General features: G+C 60.1%; 18 protein-coding genes. 8 read left to right on the forward strand and 10 right to left on the reverse strand.

The window, feature by feature from the left end:
* Positions 1–41 precede the first annotated feature (41 nt).
* Entirely contained in the window at positions 42–854 is an 813-nt protein-coding gene (locus ACRRQW_RS05475) for a DNA/RNA non-specific endonuclease (RefSeq protein ID WP_438480255.1), read from the reverse strand.
* 206 nt (positions 855–1,060) lie between these two features.
* Here ACRRQW_RS05475 and rsgA point away from each other — a divergent pair, with 206 nt between their 5' ends.
* The 3 genes from rsgA to ACRRQW_RS05490 are packed head-to-tail and all read left to right on the forward strand — an operon-like array spanning position 1,061 to position 3,678.
* A complete protein-coding gene (rsgA, locus tag ACRRQW_RS05480; protein ID WP_438480256.1) occupies positions 1,061–2,140 on the forward strand; it encodes a ribosome small subunit-dependent GTPase A in 1,080 nt (359 codons plus the stop codon).
* Positions 2,141–2,183: 43 nt separating this feature from the next.
* Positions 2,184–2,936 (forward strand): RDD family protein, encoded by a 753-nt coding sequence (locus ACRRQW_RS05485; protein ID WP_438480257.1) that lies wholly within the window; start codon positions 2,184–2,186, stop codon positions 2,934–2,936.
* A gap of 34 nt (positions 2,937–2,970) precedes the next feature.
* The gene (locus ACRRQW_RS05490) at positions 2,971–3,678 is read left to right on the forward strand and encodes an RDD family protein (protein ID WP_438480258.1); all 708 of its coding nucleotides are present in this window, start codon (positions 2,971–2,973) and stop codon (positions 3,676–3,678) included.
* A gap of 9 nt (positions 3,679–3,687) precedes the next feature.
* Here the strand turns inward: ACRRQW_RS05490 and ACRRQW_RS05495 are convergent, their stop codons facing one another.
* The 4 genes from ACRRQW_RS05495 to ACRRQW_RS05510 all read right to left on the reverse strand — a co-directional run bounded on the left by ACRRQW_RS05495 (position 3,688) and on the right by ACRRQW_RS05510 (position 6,571).
* The gene (locus ACRRQW_RS05495) at positions 3,688–4,149 is read right to left on the reverse strand and encodes a DoxX family protein (RefSeq protein WP_438480259.1); all 462 of its coding nucleotides are present in this window, start codon (positions 4,147–4,149) and stop codon (positions 3,688–3,690) included.
* A 38-nt stretch (positions 4,150–4,187) separates the two neighbouring features.
* Complete coding sequence (locus ACRRQW_RS05500) at positions 4,188–5,126, reverse strand: HvfC/BufC family peptide modification chaperone (RefSeq protein WP_438480260.1); 939 nt, start codon at positions 5,124–5,126, stop codon at positions 4,188–4,190.
* A gap of 103 nt (positions 5,127–5,229) precedes the next feature.
* Positions 5,230–6,111: an MNIO family bufferin maturase gene (gene bufB, locus ACRRQW_RS05505; RefSeq protein WP_438480261.1), complete on the reverse strand. Its 882-nt coding sequence runs from the start codon at positions 6,109–6,111 to the stop codon at positions 5,230–5,232.
* Between the two features lie 154 nt (positions 6,112–6,265).
* Complete coding sequence (locus ACRRQW_RS05510; RefSeq protein ID WP_438480262.1) at positions 6,266–6,571, reverse strand: hypothetical protein; 306 nt, start codon at positions 6,569–6,571, stop codon at positions 6,266–6,268.
* Positions 6,572–6,821: 250 nt separating this feature from the next.
* Between ACRRQW_RS05510 and ACRRQW_RS05515 the strand changes: the two genes are divergently transcribed.
* Genes ACRRQW_RS05515 through ACRRQW_RS05525 form a run of 3 tightly spaced genes read left to right on the forward strand, consistent with a single transcriptional unit; the run spans position 6,822 to position 9,115 of the window.
* Positions 6,822–8,108, forward strand: a complete 1,287-nt coding sequence (locus ACRRQW_RS05515; RefSeq protein WP_438480263.1) for an amidohydrolase family protein — start codon at positions 6,822–6,824, stop codon at positions 8,106–8,108.
* A 59-nt stretch (positions 8,109–8,167) separates the two neighbouring features.
* The gene (locus ACRRQW_RS05520; protein WP_438480264.1) at positions 8,168–8,581 is read left to right on the forward strand and encodes a hypothetical protein; all 414 of its coding nucleotides are present in this window, start codon (positions 8,168–8,170) and stop codon (positions 8,579–8,581) included.
* A 9-nt stretch (positions 8,582–8,590) separates the two neighbouring features.
* A complete protein-coding gene (locus tag ACRRQW_RS05525; protein ID WP_438480265.1) occupies positions 8,591–9,115 on the forward strand; it encodes a DinB family protein in 525 nt (174 codons plus the stop codon).
* Between the two features lie 46 nt (positions 9,116–9,161).
* Here the strand turns inward: ACRRQW_RS05525 and ACRRQW_RS05530 are convergent, their stop codons facing one another.
* The 5 genes from ACRRQW_RS05530 to ACRRQW_RS05550 all read right to left on the reverse strand — a co-directional run bounded on the left by ACRRQW_RS05530 (position 9,162) and on the right by ACRRQW_RS05550 (position 11,876).
* Positions 9,162–9,344 (reverse strand): hypothetical protein, encoded by a 183-nt coding sequence (locus tag ACRRQW_RS05530; protein WP_438480266.1) that lies wholly within the window; start codon positions 9,342–9,344, stop codon positions 9,162–9,164.
* Positions 9,345–9,476: 132 nt separating this feature from the next.
* Positions 9,477–9,659 carry a hypothetical protein gene (locus ACRRQW_RS05535; protein WP_438480267.1) on the reverse strand — a complete coding sequence of 61 codons (183 nt, stop codon included), beginning with the start codon at positions 9,657–9,659 and terminating at the stop codon, positions 9,477–9,479.
* A gap of 72 nt (positions 9,660–9,731) precedes the next feature.
* Positions 9,732–10,148, reverse strand: a complete 417-nt coding sequence (locus ACRRQW_RS05540) for a DUF1801 domain-containing protein (protein ID WP_438480268.1) — start codon at positions 10,146–10,148, stop codon at positions 9,732–9,734.
* 164 nt (positions 10,149–10,312) lie between these two features.
* Positions 10,313–10,795, reverse strand: coding sequence for a VOC family protein (locus ACRRQW_RS05545; RefSeq protein WP_438480269.1), 483 nt, complete (start codon positions 10,793–10,795; stop codon positions 10,313–10,315).
* Between the two features lie 106 nt (positions 10,796–10,901).
* The gene (locus ACRRQW_RS05550; protein WP_438480270.1) at positions 10,902–11,876 is read right to left on the reverse strand and encodes a D-2-hydroxyacid dehydrogenase; all 975 of its coding nucleotides are present in this window, start codon (positions 11,874–11,876) and stop codon (positions 10,902–10,904) included.
* Positions 11,877–12,181: 305 nt separating this feature from the next.
* On the opposite strand from ACRRQW_RS05550, the gene ACRRQW_RS05555 reads away from it, so the two are divergent.
* The gene (locus ACRRQW_RS05555; RefSeq protein WP_438480271.1) at positions 12,182–15,643 is read left to right on the forward strand and encodes a DUF2339 domain-containing protein; all 3,462 of its coding nucleotides are present in this window, start codon (positions 12,182–12,184) and stop codon (positions 15,641–15,643) included.
* Positions 15,615–17,618, forward strand: a complete 2,004-nt coding sequence (locus tag ACRRQW_RS05560; RefSeq protein ID WP_438480272.1) for a DUF3999 family protein — start codon at positions 15,615–15,617, stop codon at positions 17,616–17,618. Before ACRRQW_RS05555 ends, ACRRQW_RS05560 begins: the two co-directional genes overlap by 29 nt.
* Positions 17,619–17,798 lie beyond the last annotated feature (180 nt).

A 17,798-nucleotide genomic window follows, 5' to 3' on the forward strand; every position in this document is an offset into this window, starting at 1 on the left:
ATTTAGGTCACGCGGTGGCACAGGTGAAACCGGACGGCAGTTTAGTTGGTGCCGGTATCTTGATCGTTCAGCAGCGTGGTGCGGGCAGCGGAATTCAATGCGGTGAAAAACGACAGCCCCGTGCTGCCCTGCAGCGAACTCGCCGTGGTGATGTAATTCGTCCACGGCGTGGTGCGGATGCCGGCGACGTTGGGCACGCGCAAGGCAATGACGCGGGCGGCAGAAGGATTCGCATTGATCCGAGTGATCGGCGAACCGGAACCCGCAGGAACGAGGATCGCGATTTTCCAATTGTAAGTCGGGACAGTGACGGAGTTCGTGCCGATGGTGCCGGCGGAACCGTAGCCGCCGGACATGATGAGCACTTCGCGTCCGGTGCTGTTGGTCAGGTTGCGGCAGTAGGTTTCAAAGTTTGCCCAGATGCCCTGATTGTTGTCCGGCCGCTGCGGCTGGATATTGGTGAGGAGAAAAGTCTGCTTGGCGTGATCGAGCGTGATGTTGCGGTCGGCGTTGGGCGACATGTGACCGCGATCAAAGCCGCTGTTCGTGTAGTCGGCATGCGTGACGCGCTTCATTCCAGCGGGCAGCGAGGTGTCGGTGATGAAATTGCCGTCGTAACGGCCGCTGCCCTGATCACCGGAGGAAAGACTCCACGCCACCCACTTCGGGATGCCCGACGAGCTCACGTAGCCGAGTGCGTATTGCGGGCGCTGGATGAGGTAGTTGCTCGCACCGGAGCCCGCTCCACTGGGATTGCCGAGCACCATCTGGTAACTCGTGATGATGAAGGCGAACGAAGAAGCGGTGGTCGCCGCGACGAGAGAAACAACACAAACGAGACGCGTAAGTTTCATAGGTGGCCCAGGCTATTTGGTCGAAAAACGGAACCGGTGATCGATTCCGTTGGTTTAATTTCAACCCGCAATAATCGCTGACGAATCAGTGCAGTCAGCTCAAAGCATTTCTCGCGCCCTCGAGGTTAATTTCTGGTGACGCGGGCGGCCCAAAATTTCGGGAAAGTCACGATTGCGCGCGACTCCAACCGCGCCACGCTGCCCGCATGACCCTCGCCGAACTCGGCTGGAATGATTTTTTTGCAAACGCCTTTGCGCCTCTGGCCGCGGAAGGCGGCGTGCCCGCGCGCGTGACGCTCGAGCTCAAGGGTTATTACGAAGTCACCGGGGAGAATGGCGCGAAGCTCGGCGAATGTTCAGGCAAGTTCCTCAACACCGCCAAGACCACGTCGGCTTATCCAGCCATCGGCGATTGGGTCGTGGTGACGCCGCAAACGGGCGACGATTCCCGCGTGGCCATCAACGCCGTGTTGCCGCGGCGCACCAAATTCGCGCGCCGCGCCGCCGGCCTCGAACCGCTCGAGCAAGTCGTCGCCGCCAACATCGACACCATCTTCATCGTCAGCGGACTCGACGGGAATTATCACCTGCACCGCGTGGAGCGTTACCTCGCGACCACGTGGGCCGGCGGCGCGCGCCCGGTGATTTTATTAAACAAAGCCGACCTCTCCGACGAAACCGATGCATTGCTCGCCGAATTGCGCGAGGCCGCGCCCACGGTGCCCGTGCACGTGGTCAGCGCACAGACGCGCCGCGGTTTGAAAGCGCTCACGCCTTACCTCGAGCCCGGCAAAACCGTCGCGCTGCTCGGTTCGTCCGGCGTCGGCAAATCCACGCTTATCAACCGCCTCATGGGCGACAAGGTGCAGTTCACCCAAGAGGTGCGCGAGAACGACAGCAAAGGTCGGCACACCACCACGCAGCGCGAACTGCTCGTGACGCCGGAAGGCGCGATCATCATCGACACGCCGGGCATGCGCGAGATTCAGCCATGGGCCGCGGGCGATGCGCTCGCGGAAAATTACAACGACGTCATCTCGCTGACGCACCGCTGCAAATTCACCAATTGCACACACACGCAAGAGCCCGGTTGCGCCGTGCGCGCCGCGAAGGAAACCGGCACGCTCACCGAGGCGCGTTGGGAAAGTTATCAACGCCTTCTCCGCGCGATCGCACACGAAATCCGCCAGTTCGACCGCCCCGCCGCACGGCAGCACCGCGAGCAAGTGAAGAAGCAGACGAAACACCTGCGCCGCCGCGTGCACGAGAAACACGGCGAAGAGTGAGCAGCGGGGTTGACGTAGCCACAGCGCCAACCACGTTGCTCTTATGTTTATCATTCTCGGCGCAGACGGAAAAGAATATGGCCCGGTCAAGGCCCGCTTGGTGCATGAATGGGTCGCCGAGGGTCGCGCGAATCTCGAAACGCAAATGCGCCGCGACGGCGAAACGGGGTGGAAACGTCTCGGAGATTTTCCGGAATTCAGCGACGCGCCGGCAACATCTGCCGTAAGCACGCCTCCCGTCGTGACGGAGCCACCACCCATTCCCGCCAATGCGCCGATCGCCGCAATTTCGAAAACTGAAACTGCCCTCGCTCCACGCGAATTGCGCCTGGCCGGCGCCGTGATCGACGGACTTCTGAAAACGCTGTGTTTTCTCCCGACCACCCTTCCGCTCTACCGCTTCGTGCAGGAACGCAGCCTGGATAATCCGCCGCCGTCGATGCAGGAAACGTTTACCGCCACGAGCCAGATTCTGGCCGACAATCTTTCGAAGTCATTTCCGTTCCTGATCGGTCTGGTGATTGTGCAAATGACGCTGATCACACTCCGCGGGCAATCCGTCGGCAAACTACTCCTGCGCATGCGCATCGTGCGCCACACCGATGAGACGCATGCCGGTTTCCTGCGCGGATTTTTCATCCGTAGCTTTCTCCCAGCGCTGGTGCAGCAACTCCCGCTGATTGGCATGCTGTTTTGGATCGTGGACACGTGTTTTATTTTTCGTGGAGATCACCGTTGCCTCCACGATCTCGCCGCCGGCACGAAAGTGATTTCTGTGCGCAAGTCACAGGATTGACCTCGCGCGCGGCCAATCCAAGGCTGGCTTCACTATGTTCACCATTCTTGGAGCGGACGGAAAAGAATACGGCCCGGTTGCCACCGAAAAGATCGCTGAATGGATTCGTGGCGGCCGCGCCAACTTACAAACGCGGGCTCGTCGCGATGGCGAAACCGAGTGGAAGACGCTTCGAGAATTTCCTGAGTTTGCGCAAACCGCCGCGCCTTCAGCGGTGCCGCCCCTGCCCTCCACCCCGGTCGTCGTGAGCTCCCCGGCCGCACCGGGTGCCCGACCCACACCCGTGTATCGAGATGAATCTCTCGCGGGACGCGGCGCGCGCCTGGTTGCACGCATTATCGATCTTTTCCTGAGCGGATTCAGCGCGATGCCGGGACTGGCGCTCATGGCACTCGGCGGTGTCTTCACCAGATTCGACCGCGATGACTATTCCGGGCTCGCCATCGCGGGTGTTGCGTTGGCCTGCCTTGGGTTCGTCATCCTGTTTATTTTCCAAGTCTATTTGCTCAGCACGCGCGGCCAGACCATTGGGAAAATCATCATGAGCGTGCGCGTAGTGAATTTCGACGACGGCAAAAATCCCGGCTTCGTAAAAGCATTTCTGCTGCGCGCTTTCGTCAACGGCTGCATTTCCTCCTGCGTGCCGTTTTACGGGATCGTGGACATGTGCTTTATCTTCCGCGACGACAAGCGCTGCATTCACGACCTGATCGCCAGCACGAAAGTCGTGAAAGCTAAATGAGTGATCGCACTACTTCGCCGCGCGGTCTGGCTTAAACAGCAGCGCGTCGAGTGACAGTTTGCCCGGGCCGAATACGAGCACGATCATCGACGCCAGCAGGAAGAGAAACGGCGCAGCGGTCACGAATTTATCCGCGTCGTATAGGATCGCGTGCAGCGCTTCGTTGTCCGCGGTCACGTAGGCCACGATCATCGTGAAGATCAGCGGCACGCTCACCGGTCGCGCGAGCAAACCCAGCGCCAGCAGAATTCCGCCGAAGCACTCCACCGAGCCCGCCGCGATGGCGTTGAGCTTGGCCGCCGGAATATTGAGCGATTCGAAATAGTCCGTCGTGCGCTGGATATTCATAAGCTTGCCCCACCCGGTTTGCGCAAACGACCAGCCCCAATAAAGACGGATCAACAATAAAAGCGGTGATTGTAGCAGCGAGCAGAGGGCGTCGAATTTTACGAGGAGGGTGCGGAAGTTCATAGGTGTGCGCGAAAAAGTAGGAGCCGGACGCCTGAAAATTATTCCCGCCGGCAAAACCAGCCGAGTTGCATCCACGTCCGGAACCAAGTCTGCACCTGTTGTGCGAGATCCTCGCTCGTGGCCCGTTTTCCAGAGGGCAATCCGGCCGCGAGCGCCGCCCCGAGCGGTTTGCCGGCGCGAATCGCGAGGAGGATTTTCCCGGCAGCCGGATCGAGGCGTTTGAAATAAATTTTCCCCTCATGGCGATGCACCGCGACGTGGCAACGCTCCGGTTTCGGCAGCTTTACTTTTTTTTGCCGCTCGCTGCGCACGCCGGTGGGCGCGTTGCTCGTATCGCCCCGGAGGAGCGCCTCGCGCTTTTTGATGTGAATCAGGAAATCGTCGACCGGATAACCGACTTCCAAGAGCTGCAAGTAGGGCTGCAGCGCGAGCCGGAGTTTCGCGACATTCGCGCCGACGAGTTGATCGGGCGTGAACAACGGCAGCGTCGCGCCATCGTAAACTTCCACCTGCGCCCATTCGAAGCGCATCAGGTCGTGGCACAACGCCGTGTGCGGGCGCGTCCACTTCGGCTCCTCGAGAATAAACCGCGCGAGGCGATCCGGCAGATTTCGCAGCGTGTGCGAGCGCGACGGATATTTCACCATATAAGCCTCGGCCATCTTGATAAACTTCCGGTCGCCGAGCACCGCGCGTAATCCCGGGCAGTCTTCGTAAAGGCTGTCGAGCACGCGAAACCAATACATGCGGTTGTAAATCTCGAGTCGCTCCAACGACGTGAGTCGATCGTTCGGCTTGATGATTTCGCCCACGACCTTGGTGGTTTTGCGTCCGTCGTGCACACGCGGCTTCATCCGGTTTTTCGCCGTGAGTGGCGTAGACACGAGTTGCCACACCGAGCGCTGCAAGTCGGCGAGATCGCGCTTCGAATCGACGCGCGCGGGCGCGGAAGCAGGTTTTGATTTCGCGCGTTTCATTCAGCGGAAACCACGAATAAACGCGATCGCCCACGCATGAATTCACTCATTAAAATTGATGCACTCCATTCGTGTCTCTTCGTGTCCATTCGTGGTAAAAAAATCAGGCCCGAGCGCTTTTAGCAGACTGGCGCTTCGGCTTTTGCGCCGCACGCGCATCCGCGATGTATTCATTCGCTTTCATCGCCTCGTCGTAAACTTCCTGAAAGGACGGAATCTTGTCGTCCCATTCGAGCAATGTTGCGGTCACACCACAGCGCCTGATCGCGTGCGCATAGAGTTTCCACACGGGGTCGAGCACAGGGTGGTCGTGCGTATCGAGGATGTATTTCTCAAACTTCGTATGGCCGGCGATGTGGATTTGCGCGACGCGTTCGGCAGGCACGCCGTTCAAGTAATCGTAAGGATCAAATTTGTGGTTCTTCGACGACACGTAGATGTTGTTCACATCGAGCAAAATTCCGCAGTCGGCTTGCTCGACGACCTCGGTGAGAAATTCCCACTCGGTCATCTCGGAAACATGATACTCGGTGTAGGAGCTGACGTTTTCGACGGCGATGGGGATTTCGAGATAATCGCGCACCATGCGGATTTTCGCGGCGGTGCTTTTCGCCGCGGCTTTCGTGTAAGGCATCGGCAGCAGATCGTGCGAATACGTGCCATCGACGCTGCCCCAACACAAATGATCGGAAAGCCACGGCGTCTTCGTGCGCTTCGTGAGGGCTTTTAGTTTTTTAAGGTGTGTGCGGTCGGGCGCGTCGGCCGAACCGAAGTAGAGCGAGACGCCGTGTTGCACGACGCGGTATTGCGCGAGGATGCGCTCCAGCACTTCCAGCGGACGCCCGCCATCGACCATGAACGTCTCGGAAATAATCTCGAACCAATCGACCGTCGGTTTCTCCGACAGGATGTGGTCGTAGTGCGGCACACGCAGGCCGAGGCCGATACCGTAGTCGGTGTAGCCGTTGTAAGGATTAGCGGGCATGAGCGGAGGAACAAGCGGGCTGACGTGGCGGCCAGCTTGCGCGGGATTCCGCGCAAAGCGAGCCGGAGAACAAAGAGGCCGGACTGCGTGAGCCGGCCTCCGTAAAATCAATTCCGACCAAATCCTCAATGGATCCGGCCGGGACGCGGGAAGATTACTTCTTGGGAGCTTCCGCGGCCTTGCAGGATTCCTTCGCCTTGCAGGTGTCTTTGCCATCGGCGCTCTTGCACGTGTCTTTGCCTTTGCAGGCATCTTTGGCCTTACACGTGTCTTTGCCGTCGGCGGATTTGCAGGTGTCCTTACCCTTGCAACCGTCTTTGCCCTTGCAGGCATCTTTGCCTTTTTCCGTCGCGGGAGCTTTGGCGCCGGCTTCAGCCGCGGTGGCCTTGAGGGTGAGTGCTCCGGCGTAGAGGCCGGCAATGGCCGCAGCCATGATGATCGTCTTGTTGGTCTTATTCATATCAACTGGGATTTAGGGTTGTGGTTTTCTCCCCGCACGAAACGGACGTGAGGTCGCGCGGCGCAGGGTGGAAATTGGGGGCTTCACTCAAATCGGGTGGCGGGGGTAAGAGTGCTGACACGTTGGGTTATTCCCGAACTACGCGAGAAAGTCAGGGGCGGACGCAGGTTTTCGACGAACACCGCATTTCCCGCGCCGAGACGCAGAGTTGACAGTTGCGCGCCCGCGTCGCTCACGGCAGAACCGCGCCATGCGCTTTTTCTCCACCGCACTCACCGGCGCCGCGCTGTTCGCGGCCACCCTCGCCTCCGCCAAAACCCTCGTTCACGCCGGCTCGCTCATCGACGGCCGCAGCGACACGGTCCGCAAAAATGTCACCATTGTCATCGACGGCGAGCGCTTCGCCAGCATCGCCGACGGTTTCACCGCAGCGAGCGAAGGCGACACCGTGATCGATTTGAAAAACGCCACCGTGCTGCCCGGCCTCATGGACATGCACGTCCACATCACCGGCGAACAATCCGGCGCCGCCGGCTACGCCGAGGGCTTTTATATGAACCCGGCCGACGTCGCGCTCCGCGCCACGACGTATGCGAAGAAAACATTACTCGCTGGCTTCACGACCGTGCGCGATTGCGGGGCGGGCGAAAACCTGAACATCGCGATGCGCAACGCCACCGCCAAGGGCTGGATCATTGGGCCGCGCATCTTCGCGGCCGGCAGCGTGTCCACCACCGGCGGTCACGGCGACGGCACCAACGGCCTCAACAATAAACTCCAGCATTTGCTGAGCGAAGAACAGACCGGCATCGCCAACAGTCCCGATGAAATCCGCCGCGTCGTGCGCCAGCGCTACAAAGATGGCGCCGACCTGATCAAAATCGCCGCGACCGGCGGCGTGCTCAGCCTCGCCAAAAGCGGCCAGGCCCCGCTCTTCACCGAAGACGAAGTCAAAGCGGTCGTGACCACCGCCAAAGATTACGGCCTGAAAGTCGCCGCCCACGCCCACGGCGACGAAGGCATGCAACGCGCCATCAAAGCCGGCGTCGCTTCTATCGAACACGGCACCTACATGTCCGACGAAACCATCGCACTCATGAAGCAACACGGCACTTACTACGTGCCCACGATCAGCGCCGGACGTTTCGTCGCCGAGAAATCCAAAATCGACGGCTACTTCCCCACCATCGTCCGCCCGAAAGCCGCCGCCATCGGCCCGCTCATTCAAGCCACGTTTCAAAAAGCCTACGCCGCCGGCGTGAAGATCGCGTTCGGCACCGACCAAGGCGTCGCCCCGCACGGCGACAACGCGAAGGAATTTATCTACATGGTCGAAGCCGGCATGCCGCCAATGAAAGCAATCCAGTCCGCCACGCTCGAAGGCGCCAAACTGCTCGATGCCGAAAAAGACCTCGGCACCGTTGAAAAAGGAAAATACGCCGACCTCGTCGCCGTCGTTGGCGATCCGCTCGCCGACATCAGCTTGCTCACGAAAATCACTTTCGTGATGAAAGCCGGCACGGTGTATAAACAGTAAAGCGCCCCGAAAGGCAGGGGCGGTTATCCCTAACTGCCCTTAGGATTCGCGCTGGTCTCATGCCACTCGATCTCGACCCCACCACCCTCGTCCGCCTCGCCGCCATCGCGCATTTGCTTTCGCTCGCGGCGATCATCTACGCACCGATCCACCTCGGCTGGCACGAAGCGCTCGAACGCGTTTCGCCGCTTCTCCGGCAAATGGGTCAAGTGTATCACTACTACACGACCGGCACGATCATTGCGATGGGTGTCGTGAGCCTATTCTGCGCGCCCGACCTTATTTCCGGCACGCCGCTCGCGCGCAGCGTCTGTGGTTTCATCGCGCTTTTCTGGATCGCCCGTCTCGGTGTCGCGATTTTCTACGACTCCAAACCTCACCTCTCGAACGCGTGGCTGAAATTGAGCTACCACGCCCTCAGCGTGCTCTTTGTCGCGTTCGGCTTCCTCTATGGCTGGCTAGCCCTGCGGTAGAAAATTCCCATGACCACGCGCACTCTCTCCGAACACTCCCTGCTCGCCGCCGTGCTTGATGCTTGGGATCGCAACAACACCGTGCTCGTCAACCTGCTGCGCTGCGTGCCCCCGGGCGGCTTGGAGGCACGCGCCACGGCCACCAGCCCGACCGTGTCGCAGATGTTTATGCACATGCACCACGAGCGGATGATCTCGGTCGAAGAAGAAGCTCCAGAGATCGGTGCCAAGGCTCCTCCGCAGGAATGGGCCGTTGAACTAAATGCTGAACGAATCGCGGAATGCCTTTTCGCCAGCGCCCAGTGTGTGCGCGAAGCGGTGCGCCGACGCGTGGAAGCCGGGCGTGATCTCGACCGCGATTACGCCCATCCGATTCACCTGATCCACCTGCTGACTTTTCACGAAGGCTATCACCACGGCCAGATCAAGCTGGCTTTAAAAATCGCGGGCACGCCGATTCCCGATAATATCGCCGGCTCCGTGACGTGGCACGTGTGGCGTTCCCGCAAACCAATTAGTTCGCCACAGGCCTGAGCGTCCAAACTGCGCCCCACTACGACGCTTGTCTGATTAAATTAAATCACGATTTCCGCCGTGCTTTTCTGATGCCGAGCACCACCAAGCCGATCATCAGGACGAGGCCCAGCAGCGCCGCGCCGGGCGCGTCGTCGGTTTCACCGACATAAATACCGGCGGCGCAGATCGCCACGCCGGCCAAGATAAAACCGAGCGCCATCGCCAGATTAGTCACCGAGGATTTCATGAGTGTTTTCTCCATAGATTTGTTTTCGATGCGCCCAGTCTGCACGCGCCGCATGAAAGCCCGATGAACTCCCCATGAAATCCGGGTGAATTAATTCACCATGAACACATCCACGCCTTGAATGCGGGCGCTTTATTTTTGCTCTTTGGGTGCGGTCGGCTTCCAGAAGTAAATGCCCAGAATCAGCATGATCAGCGTGAAGACCGCTTGGCCGATGAGGAAACTCGCGTTCGGCGCATGCCTAAACCCGGCGATCAAACCAGGCAGGGTGAGCACGAAGAGGATAAAAAAAAGGACTGAGATTGCTTTGCGCATGGGGATGGGTGGGTGGGTTAAAATTCAGAGCAGCAACAGACTCGGCGTGAGTTTTCCAGATTCAGTCTTTTCTTAACCATACTGTTTTTTCACTTCTGCGATCGAACCGACGATCAGTTTTTCGAGCACGGCCTTGTCGAGATCGGCCAGCTGTTTGAAATACAGACACGCTTTGCCGAACTTGTGTTTGCCGACCTTGCTCAACAAAGCCTGCTGCGACGCGCCCTCGACCATCAAATAAAGCACGAGCTCCCGCCCGCGAATCGCAAAGCCCGCCAGCGGCGCCTCGCCGGTTCGGCCGCTTTCATAGGTGTATTTATAGGAGCCATAGCCGACGATACTCGGCCCCCACATCTTGGGCTCCTGTCGCGTGATTTTTTTGAGCAGAGCCATCAACTCGGCGCAGTCGCTCCGTTGCTGTTCGTTCGCTCGCGAGGCGAGGTAGGTCTCAATGCTGGCGGCGGTAGGTTTGGTTTTATTTTCGGCCATGGGAATAATCGTGAAGATCGGAATTCGGTGCTAAAATCGAAAAACCCGGGCACGCTGCAGCAGTGCCACAGTCGTTATACTTGGTGGCATTTCTTCATGAATTTAATCCAGCACGCAACCGTCGAAACAGCGGGGAGGCCACATCAGCCGCCGAGTCCCAGGTTTTATATCTGCCACAGGCCGGACTCTATTCCGTCACTGATGATAATCGCGCACTTTCCACGGCCGGGGATATCCATAGGAGGCACCGCTATTTCAGCGCCGTGTTTCGTCGCTGCCGCCACCGCTGCTGTAATGTCAGCGACGAGATAGTAAGGTCGAGTCACCGGCTTTTCTCCTCCATGCATCGGCGACCTGATTCCTAATAACGTTCCGCCAGCGAGGCGCGCCGTGCGAGCGCCGCCCAAACTTTTGTCGGCTTCGCCAAACACCAATCCATAGACCTCCTGATAGAGGTTGCACGTGACGGCGGCATTTCGCGCAACTATTTCCAAGTAGTGAATCTGCATCGAACCTGCCGGATGGTCAGGTTTGTCAGGCTGGGTCGAGGCAACACTGCCGGCCGCGATCAGTGCGGACCAAGGGGTCGCGGCGAGCACGGCGCCGTTCACGAGAAAGTTGCGGCGAGTGTTAAGGTCATGGTTCATAGGTGCGCAGGGTAATTTGGCCCGAGGGGAAAAGTAAGTCCCGACACGGTCACGATCCGAAGAAAGCAAGTTAACTTCTGGAGACTCCATTTCAAAATTTTTAAGCTCAGGCGATGCGGTCGATCATCGGCTCGCCGGTTTCGAAACGGCGGAGGTTTTCCATGAATTGGTGGATGAGTTTGTCGTCTTGATCCCCCGTGCCGCCGCCGATGTGGCAGGTGATAAAACAATTCTTCGCTTTCCACAGCGGGTGCTCGGGCGGCAAAGGCTCGGGATCCATCACGTCGAGATACGCGGCGTCGAGGTGGCCGGATTCGAGCGCGGCGATGAGCGCGAGTTGGTCAACGGTGGTGCCGCGACCGACGTTGTAGAAACGCGCGCCGGGCTTCACTTGCGCGAAACGCGCGGCATTCATGAAATTTTTCGTCTCGGGCGCATCGGGCAGGATGTTGATCACATGATCGGCCGTGCCAAACGCAGCGGGCAGGCCGGCGTCGTCGACGATCGTCGCGGCTTCATCGCCGCGCGCTTTGCGGCGATACGCGGTGATTTTGCAACCGAACGGCGTGAGCAGTTCCACCATGCGCTTGGCGATCGCCCCGTAACCAAGGAGCAGCACGCTTTGTCCCGTGATGACGCGCGCGGTGAAACGATCTTCCAAATAACACCACGCGCGCGCGCCGTCCTGATTGCGCAGTTGCGATGGCAGGTTGCGCGCCAGCGCGAGCATCGACGCGAGCATCTGTTGCGCGCAGGGATCGGCGAACACCGACGACGCATTGGTCGCGACCGCCCCGCGGGCTTTCAACGCCGCGCGAAAATCGTCGCGATCGTAGCGCGTGTAACCGGCGGTCGAGAGCGCGATCCATTTTAGATTCGGCAGCTGCATGCTGTCGGCGACATCGGGCTGGCCGTAAGCGATGTCGGCCTCGGCCAGCGCGGGATCGGCGGCACCTTGCGCGAGCACCGACTTGGTCGAACTCGCGGACTGGATGAGGCGGTAGCCGCGTTTATCCAATTCCGATTTAAAGAGTGCCAGCGCGCTTGGCCGCAGGTCGTGGTTCGTCCAGATGGTTTTCACGAGGCCGAATGTTGGCGGTCGGCAGATTCGCGCAAATCAAAAGCCTGAGCAATGACGCGTGCGCAGAATTTTAAGGGAAATCCGAAAGGAATAAATTTTAACCACAGATGGATCCGGATGAACGCAGCTGCGGCCAACAAAAAGACACGCGGGTTCTTAGTCCGGTATCTGTGTCTATCAGTGTCCATCTGTGGTTAAAAAGAAAACGGCCCGCTCGGAGATCGGGCCCTACCATTGAGTCATGAACCGCGGTGAGCTTGCCAAGTCAGGGCGCTCACGGCATTCACGGGCGCGGGCCAACCTCTATGCAATTACTCTTCGTTCTGCTGGTTCTCTACCTGGTGGTCGCGCTGATTGTGCTGCCGATTTGGACGTTTGCCAAACTCAGCGGGCAAAATCGCGAAAACGAATCGCTCCGACGCCGGCTCGACTTACTGGATGAGGAAACCAAGACGCTGCGTCAGGCCGTGCGCCGGCTTGAGACCGTGGCCGCTTCCGCACCGCCCGCAGCCGCGCCCGCCGCGCAGCCGCAATTCATCCGCGCGAAACCAATCGAGGCTGCGCCGCAACCGGTGATTGTCGCCGCCATCCAACCTCCCGCGCCCGTAGTGGTTCCGCCCGCGCCGATCATCCCGGCACCCGCGGTATCACCCAGCGTGCCGCCGCCGATCCCGCGATCTGTTACCGCACACGAACCCACCCCCGCACCGGGCGAAGAACTCGCGGCGTGGTTCGCCAACGCTGAAGCGTCCGCGCAAACACCGCCGCCGGTGTATGTGCCGCCACCAGAAAAGCCCAGCTGGTTGGACAACATCAATTGGGAGCAATTCATGGGCGCGAAACTTTTCGCGTGGCTCGGCGGGCTGGCGCTGTTTCTCGGCATCGCGTTTTTCGTCAAATATTCGTTCGACCACGATTTGATTCCACCGGCAGTGCGGGTCGCCATCGGCTTTGTGCTGGGCGCAGGGCTCGTGGCGGGCGGCTTGAAAATGGCGCGAGGGAAATATGCGATCACCGCCCAGACGCTCATCGCCGCCGGCATCGTGTCGCTCTACGCGGTTACGTTCGCGTGTCGCTCGATTTACCATTTCGAATTTTTCGGCGCGGTGCCGACGTTTCTGTTGATGACATTAATCACCGCGACGGCGTTTGTGCTCGCGGTGCGCTTAAGCGCGCAGGTCGTCGCCGTGCTCGGCATCCTCGGTGGCTTCCTGACGCCACTGCTCATCAGCACCGGGCAGGATAATCCCCTCGGACTTTTCGGTTACCTCGCGCTGCTCGATCTGGGTTTGATCGCCGTGGCGCTGCATCGCTCGTGGTTTTATTTGGTGCCGCTCGGCGCGGGCGGCACGACGCTGTTGATGCTCGGCTGGGCGGGAAAGTTCTACACCGAAGAAAAAACTTTCATCGCGATGACCGTGTGCGTCGTGTTTACGGGGATTTTCTTCGCCGCGCTGGAGATCGCGCGAAAGCTGAACCGCCCTTCGCCGCTGCTCAGCCAGACCGTGATTGGACTCGTTGCGGTGGCGTTCGGCTTCAGCTGGTTTTTTCTGAATGATCGCGCCGCGCTTTCGACCGGATTGTTTTTCGGATTCGTTTTTGTGCTCACGCTCACGGTCTTCGCGCTGGCGTGGCGGGAGAAAGTGCACGCATTGGTCGCCGGGGCCGCGATGATCAACGGCGCACTGATTTGCCGCTGGGCCGCCGGGCTGTTCACGCCGGAAAATGCTCCCGTGATCATGGCGGTGTGCACGGGATTTTCTGGAATTTACTTCGCCGCGTTTCTGGTGGCGCGGCGTTTTGCGCAAAACGCTCCCGCGATTCTCTGGTCGGCGGTCGGCCTGCCGGCGCTCTCGCTGGCCATTGCGTTGTTCATGATTGTGCCGGGTGAAATCGGCGCGCGTCCGGGGCTGCTCTTCGGATTTATCTTCGTAAGCGATGTGCTGTTGCTCGCAATCGCGTGGCGGGATGAACGCGTGCCGCGCCTGCATGCATTCGCCGGCATGGCGTGTTTCGCGTTGCTTTCACTGTGGACGGCCCAATCGCTCACCGACGCACTGTTGCCGTGGGCGCTGGGCGCGTGCTTGGGATTTGCGGCCCTGCACACGGTTTTTCCGCTGCTGCTCGAACGCAAGAACCCCGCCAGCGCGCCCACGTGGTGGAGCCAGTTATTCCCACCGCTCGCACTGGTGTTGATGCTCTTTCCGATTTTCAAATTGGAGACGACATCGTTCCTGATCTGGCCGGCGATTTTACTCGTGGATTTATTGGCGGTCATCCTCGCGGTGTTTACGGCGTCGCTCGTCGCGGTGGCGGCAGTGCTGGTGCTGACGTTGTTTGCGACTGGCGTGTCCGTGTTGAACGTGCCGGTGACCACGGCGCTGAGTGGATCGCAGTTATTGGTGATCGGATTTTTCGCGGTGTTTTTCTTTGCCGCGAGCCTTTGGCTGGCGCGCAAGCTCGGCGATTTGCTGCCGGAATCCGTGCGCGCCAACCGGTTCGCGGGAATTTTCGGCACGACGCAAGCGCAGCTCCCGGCGTTTGCCTCGCTGCTGCCATTCATTTTGCTCGTGATGGTGTGCGCGCGCTTGAGCGTGCCGGATCCTTCAGCGGTGTTTGGCTTGGGCCTGCTCCTCGTGGTGCTGACGCTCGGTCTGGCGCGGTTGCTCGTCATCGCGTGGCTGCCGGCGTGCGCGCTGGCGGGAATCGTGGCGGTAGAATACGCGTGGCACGCGAAACAATTCAGTCCAGCCGAAGCGGGCCTGCCGCTGGCATGGCACCTCGGGTTTCTCGCGGTATTCTCCGCGTTTCCGTTTCTTTTCCGGGAAAAATTCATCCGCCTCACCGGGCCCTGGGCGGTCGCCGCGCTCGCGGGGCCGGCTCACTTTTGGCTGATCCACGACACGATCAAACTCGGCTGGCCCAACGAATTTCTCGGCGCCGTGCCCGCGCTGCTCTCGCTGGTGCCGTTGCTAGGCCTCAGCGCGATTTTGAAATTGTCGACCGCGGAAAATCCGGCGCGCCTCAACCAGCTCGCGTGGTTCGGCGGCGTGGGCCTGTTTTTTATCACGCTTGTTTTCCCGGTTCAATTCGAGCGTCAGTGGCTCACGGCCGCGTGGGCGCTGGAAGGCGCGGCGCTGCTCTGGCTTTTCCATCGCGTGCCGCACGCCGGCCTGCGCGCCACGGGCACGGCGTTGCTGGTCATCGCATTCGTGCGCCTCGCGCTCAATCCGGCGGTGCTGGGTTATCATGTCCGCGGCGACACGCCGATTTTCAATTGGTATCTCTACGCTTACGGACTGACCGCCGCGGCGTTGTTCACGGCCGCCCGCCTCGCTGCCGCCCCTCGCGACGAATTGCTCGGGATCAAACTTCCGCCGGTATTCAACGCCGGCGGACTCATCCTCCCCTTCCTGCTGTTGAACATCGAAATCGCCGATTACTTCACGCCGGCGGGTAGCCGCTCGCTGGTATTTCAGTTCTCGGGAAATTTCGCGCGCGACATGTCCTACACCATTGGCTGGGCGCTGTTCGCCCTCGTGCTGCTCGGCCTCGGCCTTTGGAAAAAGACTCGCGTCGCGCGTTACGCCGCAATCGCGTTACTGAGCGTGACGTTGTTGAAATTATTTTTCCACGACCTGTCGCGACTTGAGGCGCTCTACCGGGTCGGCGCGCTGTTTGCAGTCGCGATCATCGCCATGCTCGCCTCCTTCGCCTATCAACGCTTTCTGCCGAGCCATGAAAAGACGCCTCCGCCTCAACCTTAACGGGGCGCTGCTGCTCTCCGCCTGCTTCGCGTTCAGTCGCGGGATCGCCGCGCTCACGCCGACCGAATGGTCGCACCAGCAAACCGTGGAAGTGACCACCGCGGGTCTTAATCGCCTGCCGCTCACCGCCGCGACGTTTGACGCGGCGCGGGCCGGCCTCCCGGATTTGCGTCTCATCAATGCCTCTGGGCAGGAAATCCCTTTTTTAATCGACCGCGATCCGGGGCAGGCTCCACCGCCGCCGGCGGCATTTGCGCCGAAAACATTTTCCGCGACCATGACTGAGCGCGGCACGCAACTCACGCTCGCATCCGGCACCACGCAAAAGCTCGCCGCGATCGAACTCGAAACCTCAGCTGCGTTTTTCCTCAAAGCCGCCCACCTTGAAATCTCCGATGACGGCACCAACTGGCAATCGCTCGGGCCCGCCGAACCGCTCTTCCGCCAGTTCGGCGTGGAACAGTTGCGGCTCTCCTTGCACGACCGCGCCGCTGCTTACGTGCGTATCACGCTCGACGATTTGCGCAGTCGCCCGGTCGAATTCAGCCGCGCCAAACTTTTCCCTGTAACGGAGCGTAGCAAGTCGCCGCCGCTTACCACTGTCGGCGTCACGGTCGTTCGGCAGGAAGAATTCGCCGCGCAAACGCGGCTCACGCTGGCGCTGGAAGGCCGGCATGTGCCGCTGGCGGAATTGGAATTCGAGGTAAAGGACGCACTATTCATGCGACGGGTCGCCATTACCGTGCGCCGCACTCAAGACGGCATTTCCAGCGAGGATCACGTCGCGAGTGACACGCTTTATCGCGTCGCGTTGCCGGGAGCCGAGCCGAGGGCGAAGCTGGTGGTGCCGCTGAACTTCGTGCCCGGCACGAGCGAGCTGTTTGTGCACATCACCAACATCGACTCGCCGCCGCTCGTCATCACCGGCGTAAGAGCCCGGCAGCGCGCGACCAATTTATTTTTCATGGCGGCGCAGCCCGGCACGTATCGATTGCTCAGCGGAAATGCCCAAATCGCTGCGCCGCGCTACGACCTCACCGCCTTCGCCAGCGAAATGCGCACCGCCGAAGCGAGCTCCGTGACCGCGGGTGCCGTCGCCGCGACGCCGGGCTACCAGCCGCGTGATTCGTTCCTGCCCGAAGTGCCGCTCACTGGCGCGCCGCTCGATGTCGCTCCATGGAAACAGAAAAAATCCATCCGCATCACCAAACCGGGCGTGCAGGAACTGGAAGTCGATGCCGCCACGCTGGCGGCCTCGCGGTTCGGCACGGATGTGCGCGTGATGCATAGGGGAAATCAAATTCCTTATGTGGTGGAGACACCGAACCTTCATCGCGCACTCACCGTGGTGCCCATCGTCGCGAATGACCCCAAACGACCCACCGTGAGCATCTGGAAAGTGCCACTGCCGCACGGCAAATTTCCCACCTTCTATTTCCGACTGACCTCGCACACCCCACTGTTCCAACGCCAATTTCGGCTCTACGAAAAGTATCGCGGCATGAACGGCGAGGAACGGGAACGTGACTTTGCCAGCGGCCCGTGGAGTCGCACCGCCGAGCCTGACTCGCCGAAAGGATTCGCCTTTTATCCGCACGATATACCCGAGGCCGACACCGTGTGGATCGAAACCGACAACGGAGACAACCCGCCCATCTCAATCGAGAAAGTCGAAGCGTTTTATCCAGTGATCCGCCTGATTTTCAAAGTCACCGACACTGAGGATCTTTCGCTCATCTACGATAATCCCAAGGCCAAGAGCCCGCGTTACGATCTCGCCTTGGTTGCCGCGCAACTGCTCACCGCCAGCCGGAATGTGGCGACGCTCGAAGGGACTGCTCCTCCCGTTGCACAAAAACAAAATCCGTTCGCAGGATTGAACAGCGGCTATCTTTTCTGGGGCGCGCTCGCGCTCGTCGTCATCGTGTTGCTGGTCGCGGTGGCCAAACTTCTGCCGAAGCCGCCGTCGGTATAAACTAAAAAGCCCGCGCGGGGAGGCACGGGCTGAAGGTAGGGCCTGACCTCCGGGCAGGCCGCGGGATGCCAACGGCCCGCTCGGAGATCGGGCCCTACCTTAATAAGCGCAAAAAGGCGGGGCCCAAGAGACCCCGCCTGCGTTATCGAACAAAGCCCGCACCGAGATCGGGCCCTACCC

Source organism: Oleiharenicola lentus (assembly GCF_051660365.1).
Classification (GTDB): Bacteria; Verrucomicrobiota; Verrucomicrobiia; order Opitutales; family Opitutaceae; genus Lacunisphaera; species Lacunisphaera lenta_A.

Coding starts and splice junctions, on each gene's coding strand:
- ACRRQW_RS05475 (WP_438480255.1), bottom strand. CDS start 854: ATGAAACTTACGCGTCTCGTTTGTGTTGTTTCTCTCGTCGCGGCGACC.
- rsgA (WP_438480256.1), top strand. CDS start 1,061: ATGACCCTCGCCGAACTCGGCTGGAATGATTTTTTTGCAAACGCCTTT.
- ACRRQW_RS05485 (WP_438480257.1), top strand. CDS start 2,184: ATGTTTATCATTCTCGGCGCAGACGGAAAAGAATATGGCCCGGTCAAG.
- ACRRQW_RS05490 (WP_438480258.1), top strand. CDS start 2,971: ATGTTCACCATTCTTGGAGCGGACGGAAAAGAATACGGCCCGGTTGCC.
- ACRRQW_RS05495 (WP_438480259.1), bottom strand. CDS start 4,149: ATGAACTTCCGCACCCTCCTCGTAAAATTCGACGCCCTCTGCTCGCTG.
- ACRRQW_RS05500 (WP_438480260.1), bottom strand. CDS start 5,126: ATGAAACGCGCGAAATCAAAACCTGCTTCCGCGCCCGCGCGCGTCGAT.
- bufB (WP_438480261.1), bottom strand. CDS start 6,111: ATGCCCGCTAATCCTTACAACGGCTACACCGACTACGGTATCGGCCTC.
- ACRRQW_RS05510 (WP_438480262.1), bottom strand. CDS start 6,571: ATGAATAAGACCAACAAGACGATCATCATGGCTGCGGCCATTGCCGGC.
- ACRRQW_RS05515 (WP_438480263.1), top strand. CDS start 6,822: ATGCGCTTTTTCTCCACCGCACTCACCGGCGCCGCGCTGTTCGCGGCC.
- ACRRQW_RS05520 (WP_438480264.1), top strand. CDS start 8,168: ATGCCACTCGATCTCGACCCCACCACCCTCGTCCGCCTCGCCGCCATC.
- ACRRQW_RS05525 (WP_438480265.1), top strand. CDS start 8,591: ATGACCACGCGCACTCTCTCCGAACACTCCCTGCTCGCCGCCGTGCTT.
- ACRRQW_RS05530 (WP_438480266.1), bottom strand. CDS start 9,344: ATGAAATCCTCGGTGACTAATCTGGCGATGGCGCTCGGTTTTATCTTG.
- ACRRQW_RS05535 (WP_438480267.1), bottom strand. CDS start 9,659: ATGCGCAAAGCAATCTCAGTCCTTTTTTTTATCCTCTTCGTGCTCACC.
- ACRRQW_RS05540 (WP_438480268.1), bottom strand. CDS start 10,148: ATGGCCGAAAATAAAACCAAACCTACCGCCGCCAGCATTGAGACCTAC.
- ACRRQW_RS05545 (WP_438480269.1), bottom strand. CDS start 10,795: ATGAACCATGACCTTAACACTCGCCGCAACTTTCTCGTGAACGGCGCC.
- ACRRQW_RS05555 (WP_438480271.1), top strand. CDS start 12,182: ATGCAATTACTCTTCGTTCTGCTGGTTCTCTACCTGGTGGTCGCGCTG.
- ACRRQW_RS05560 (WP_438480272.1), top strand. CDS start 15,615: ATGAAAAGACGCCTCCGCCTCAACCTTAACGGGGCGCTGCTGCTCTCC.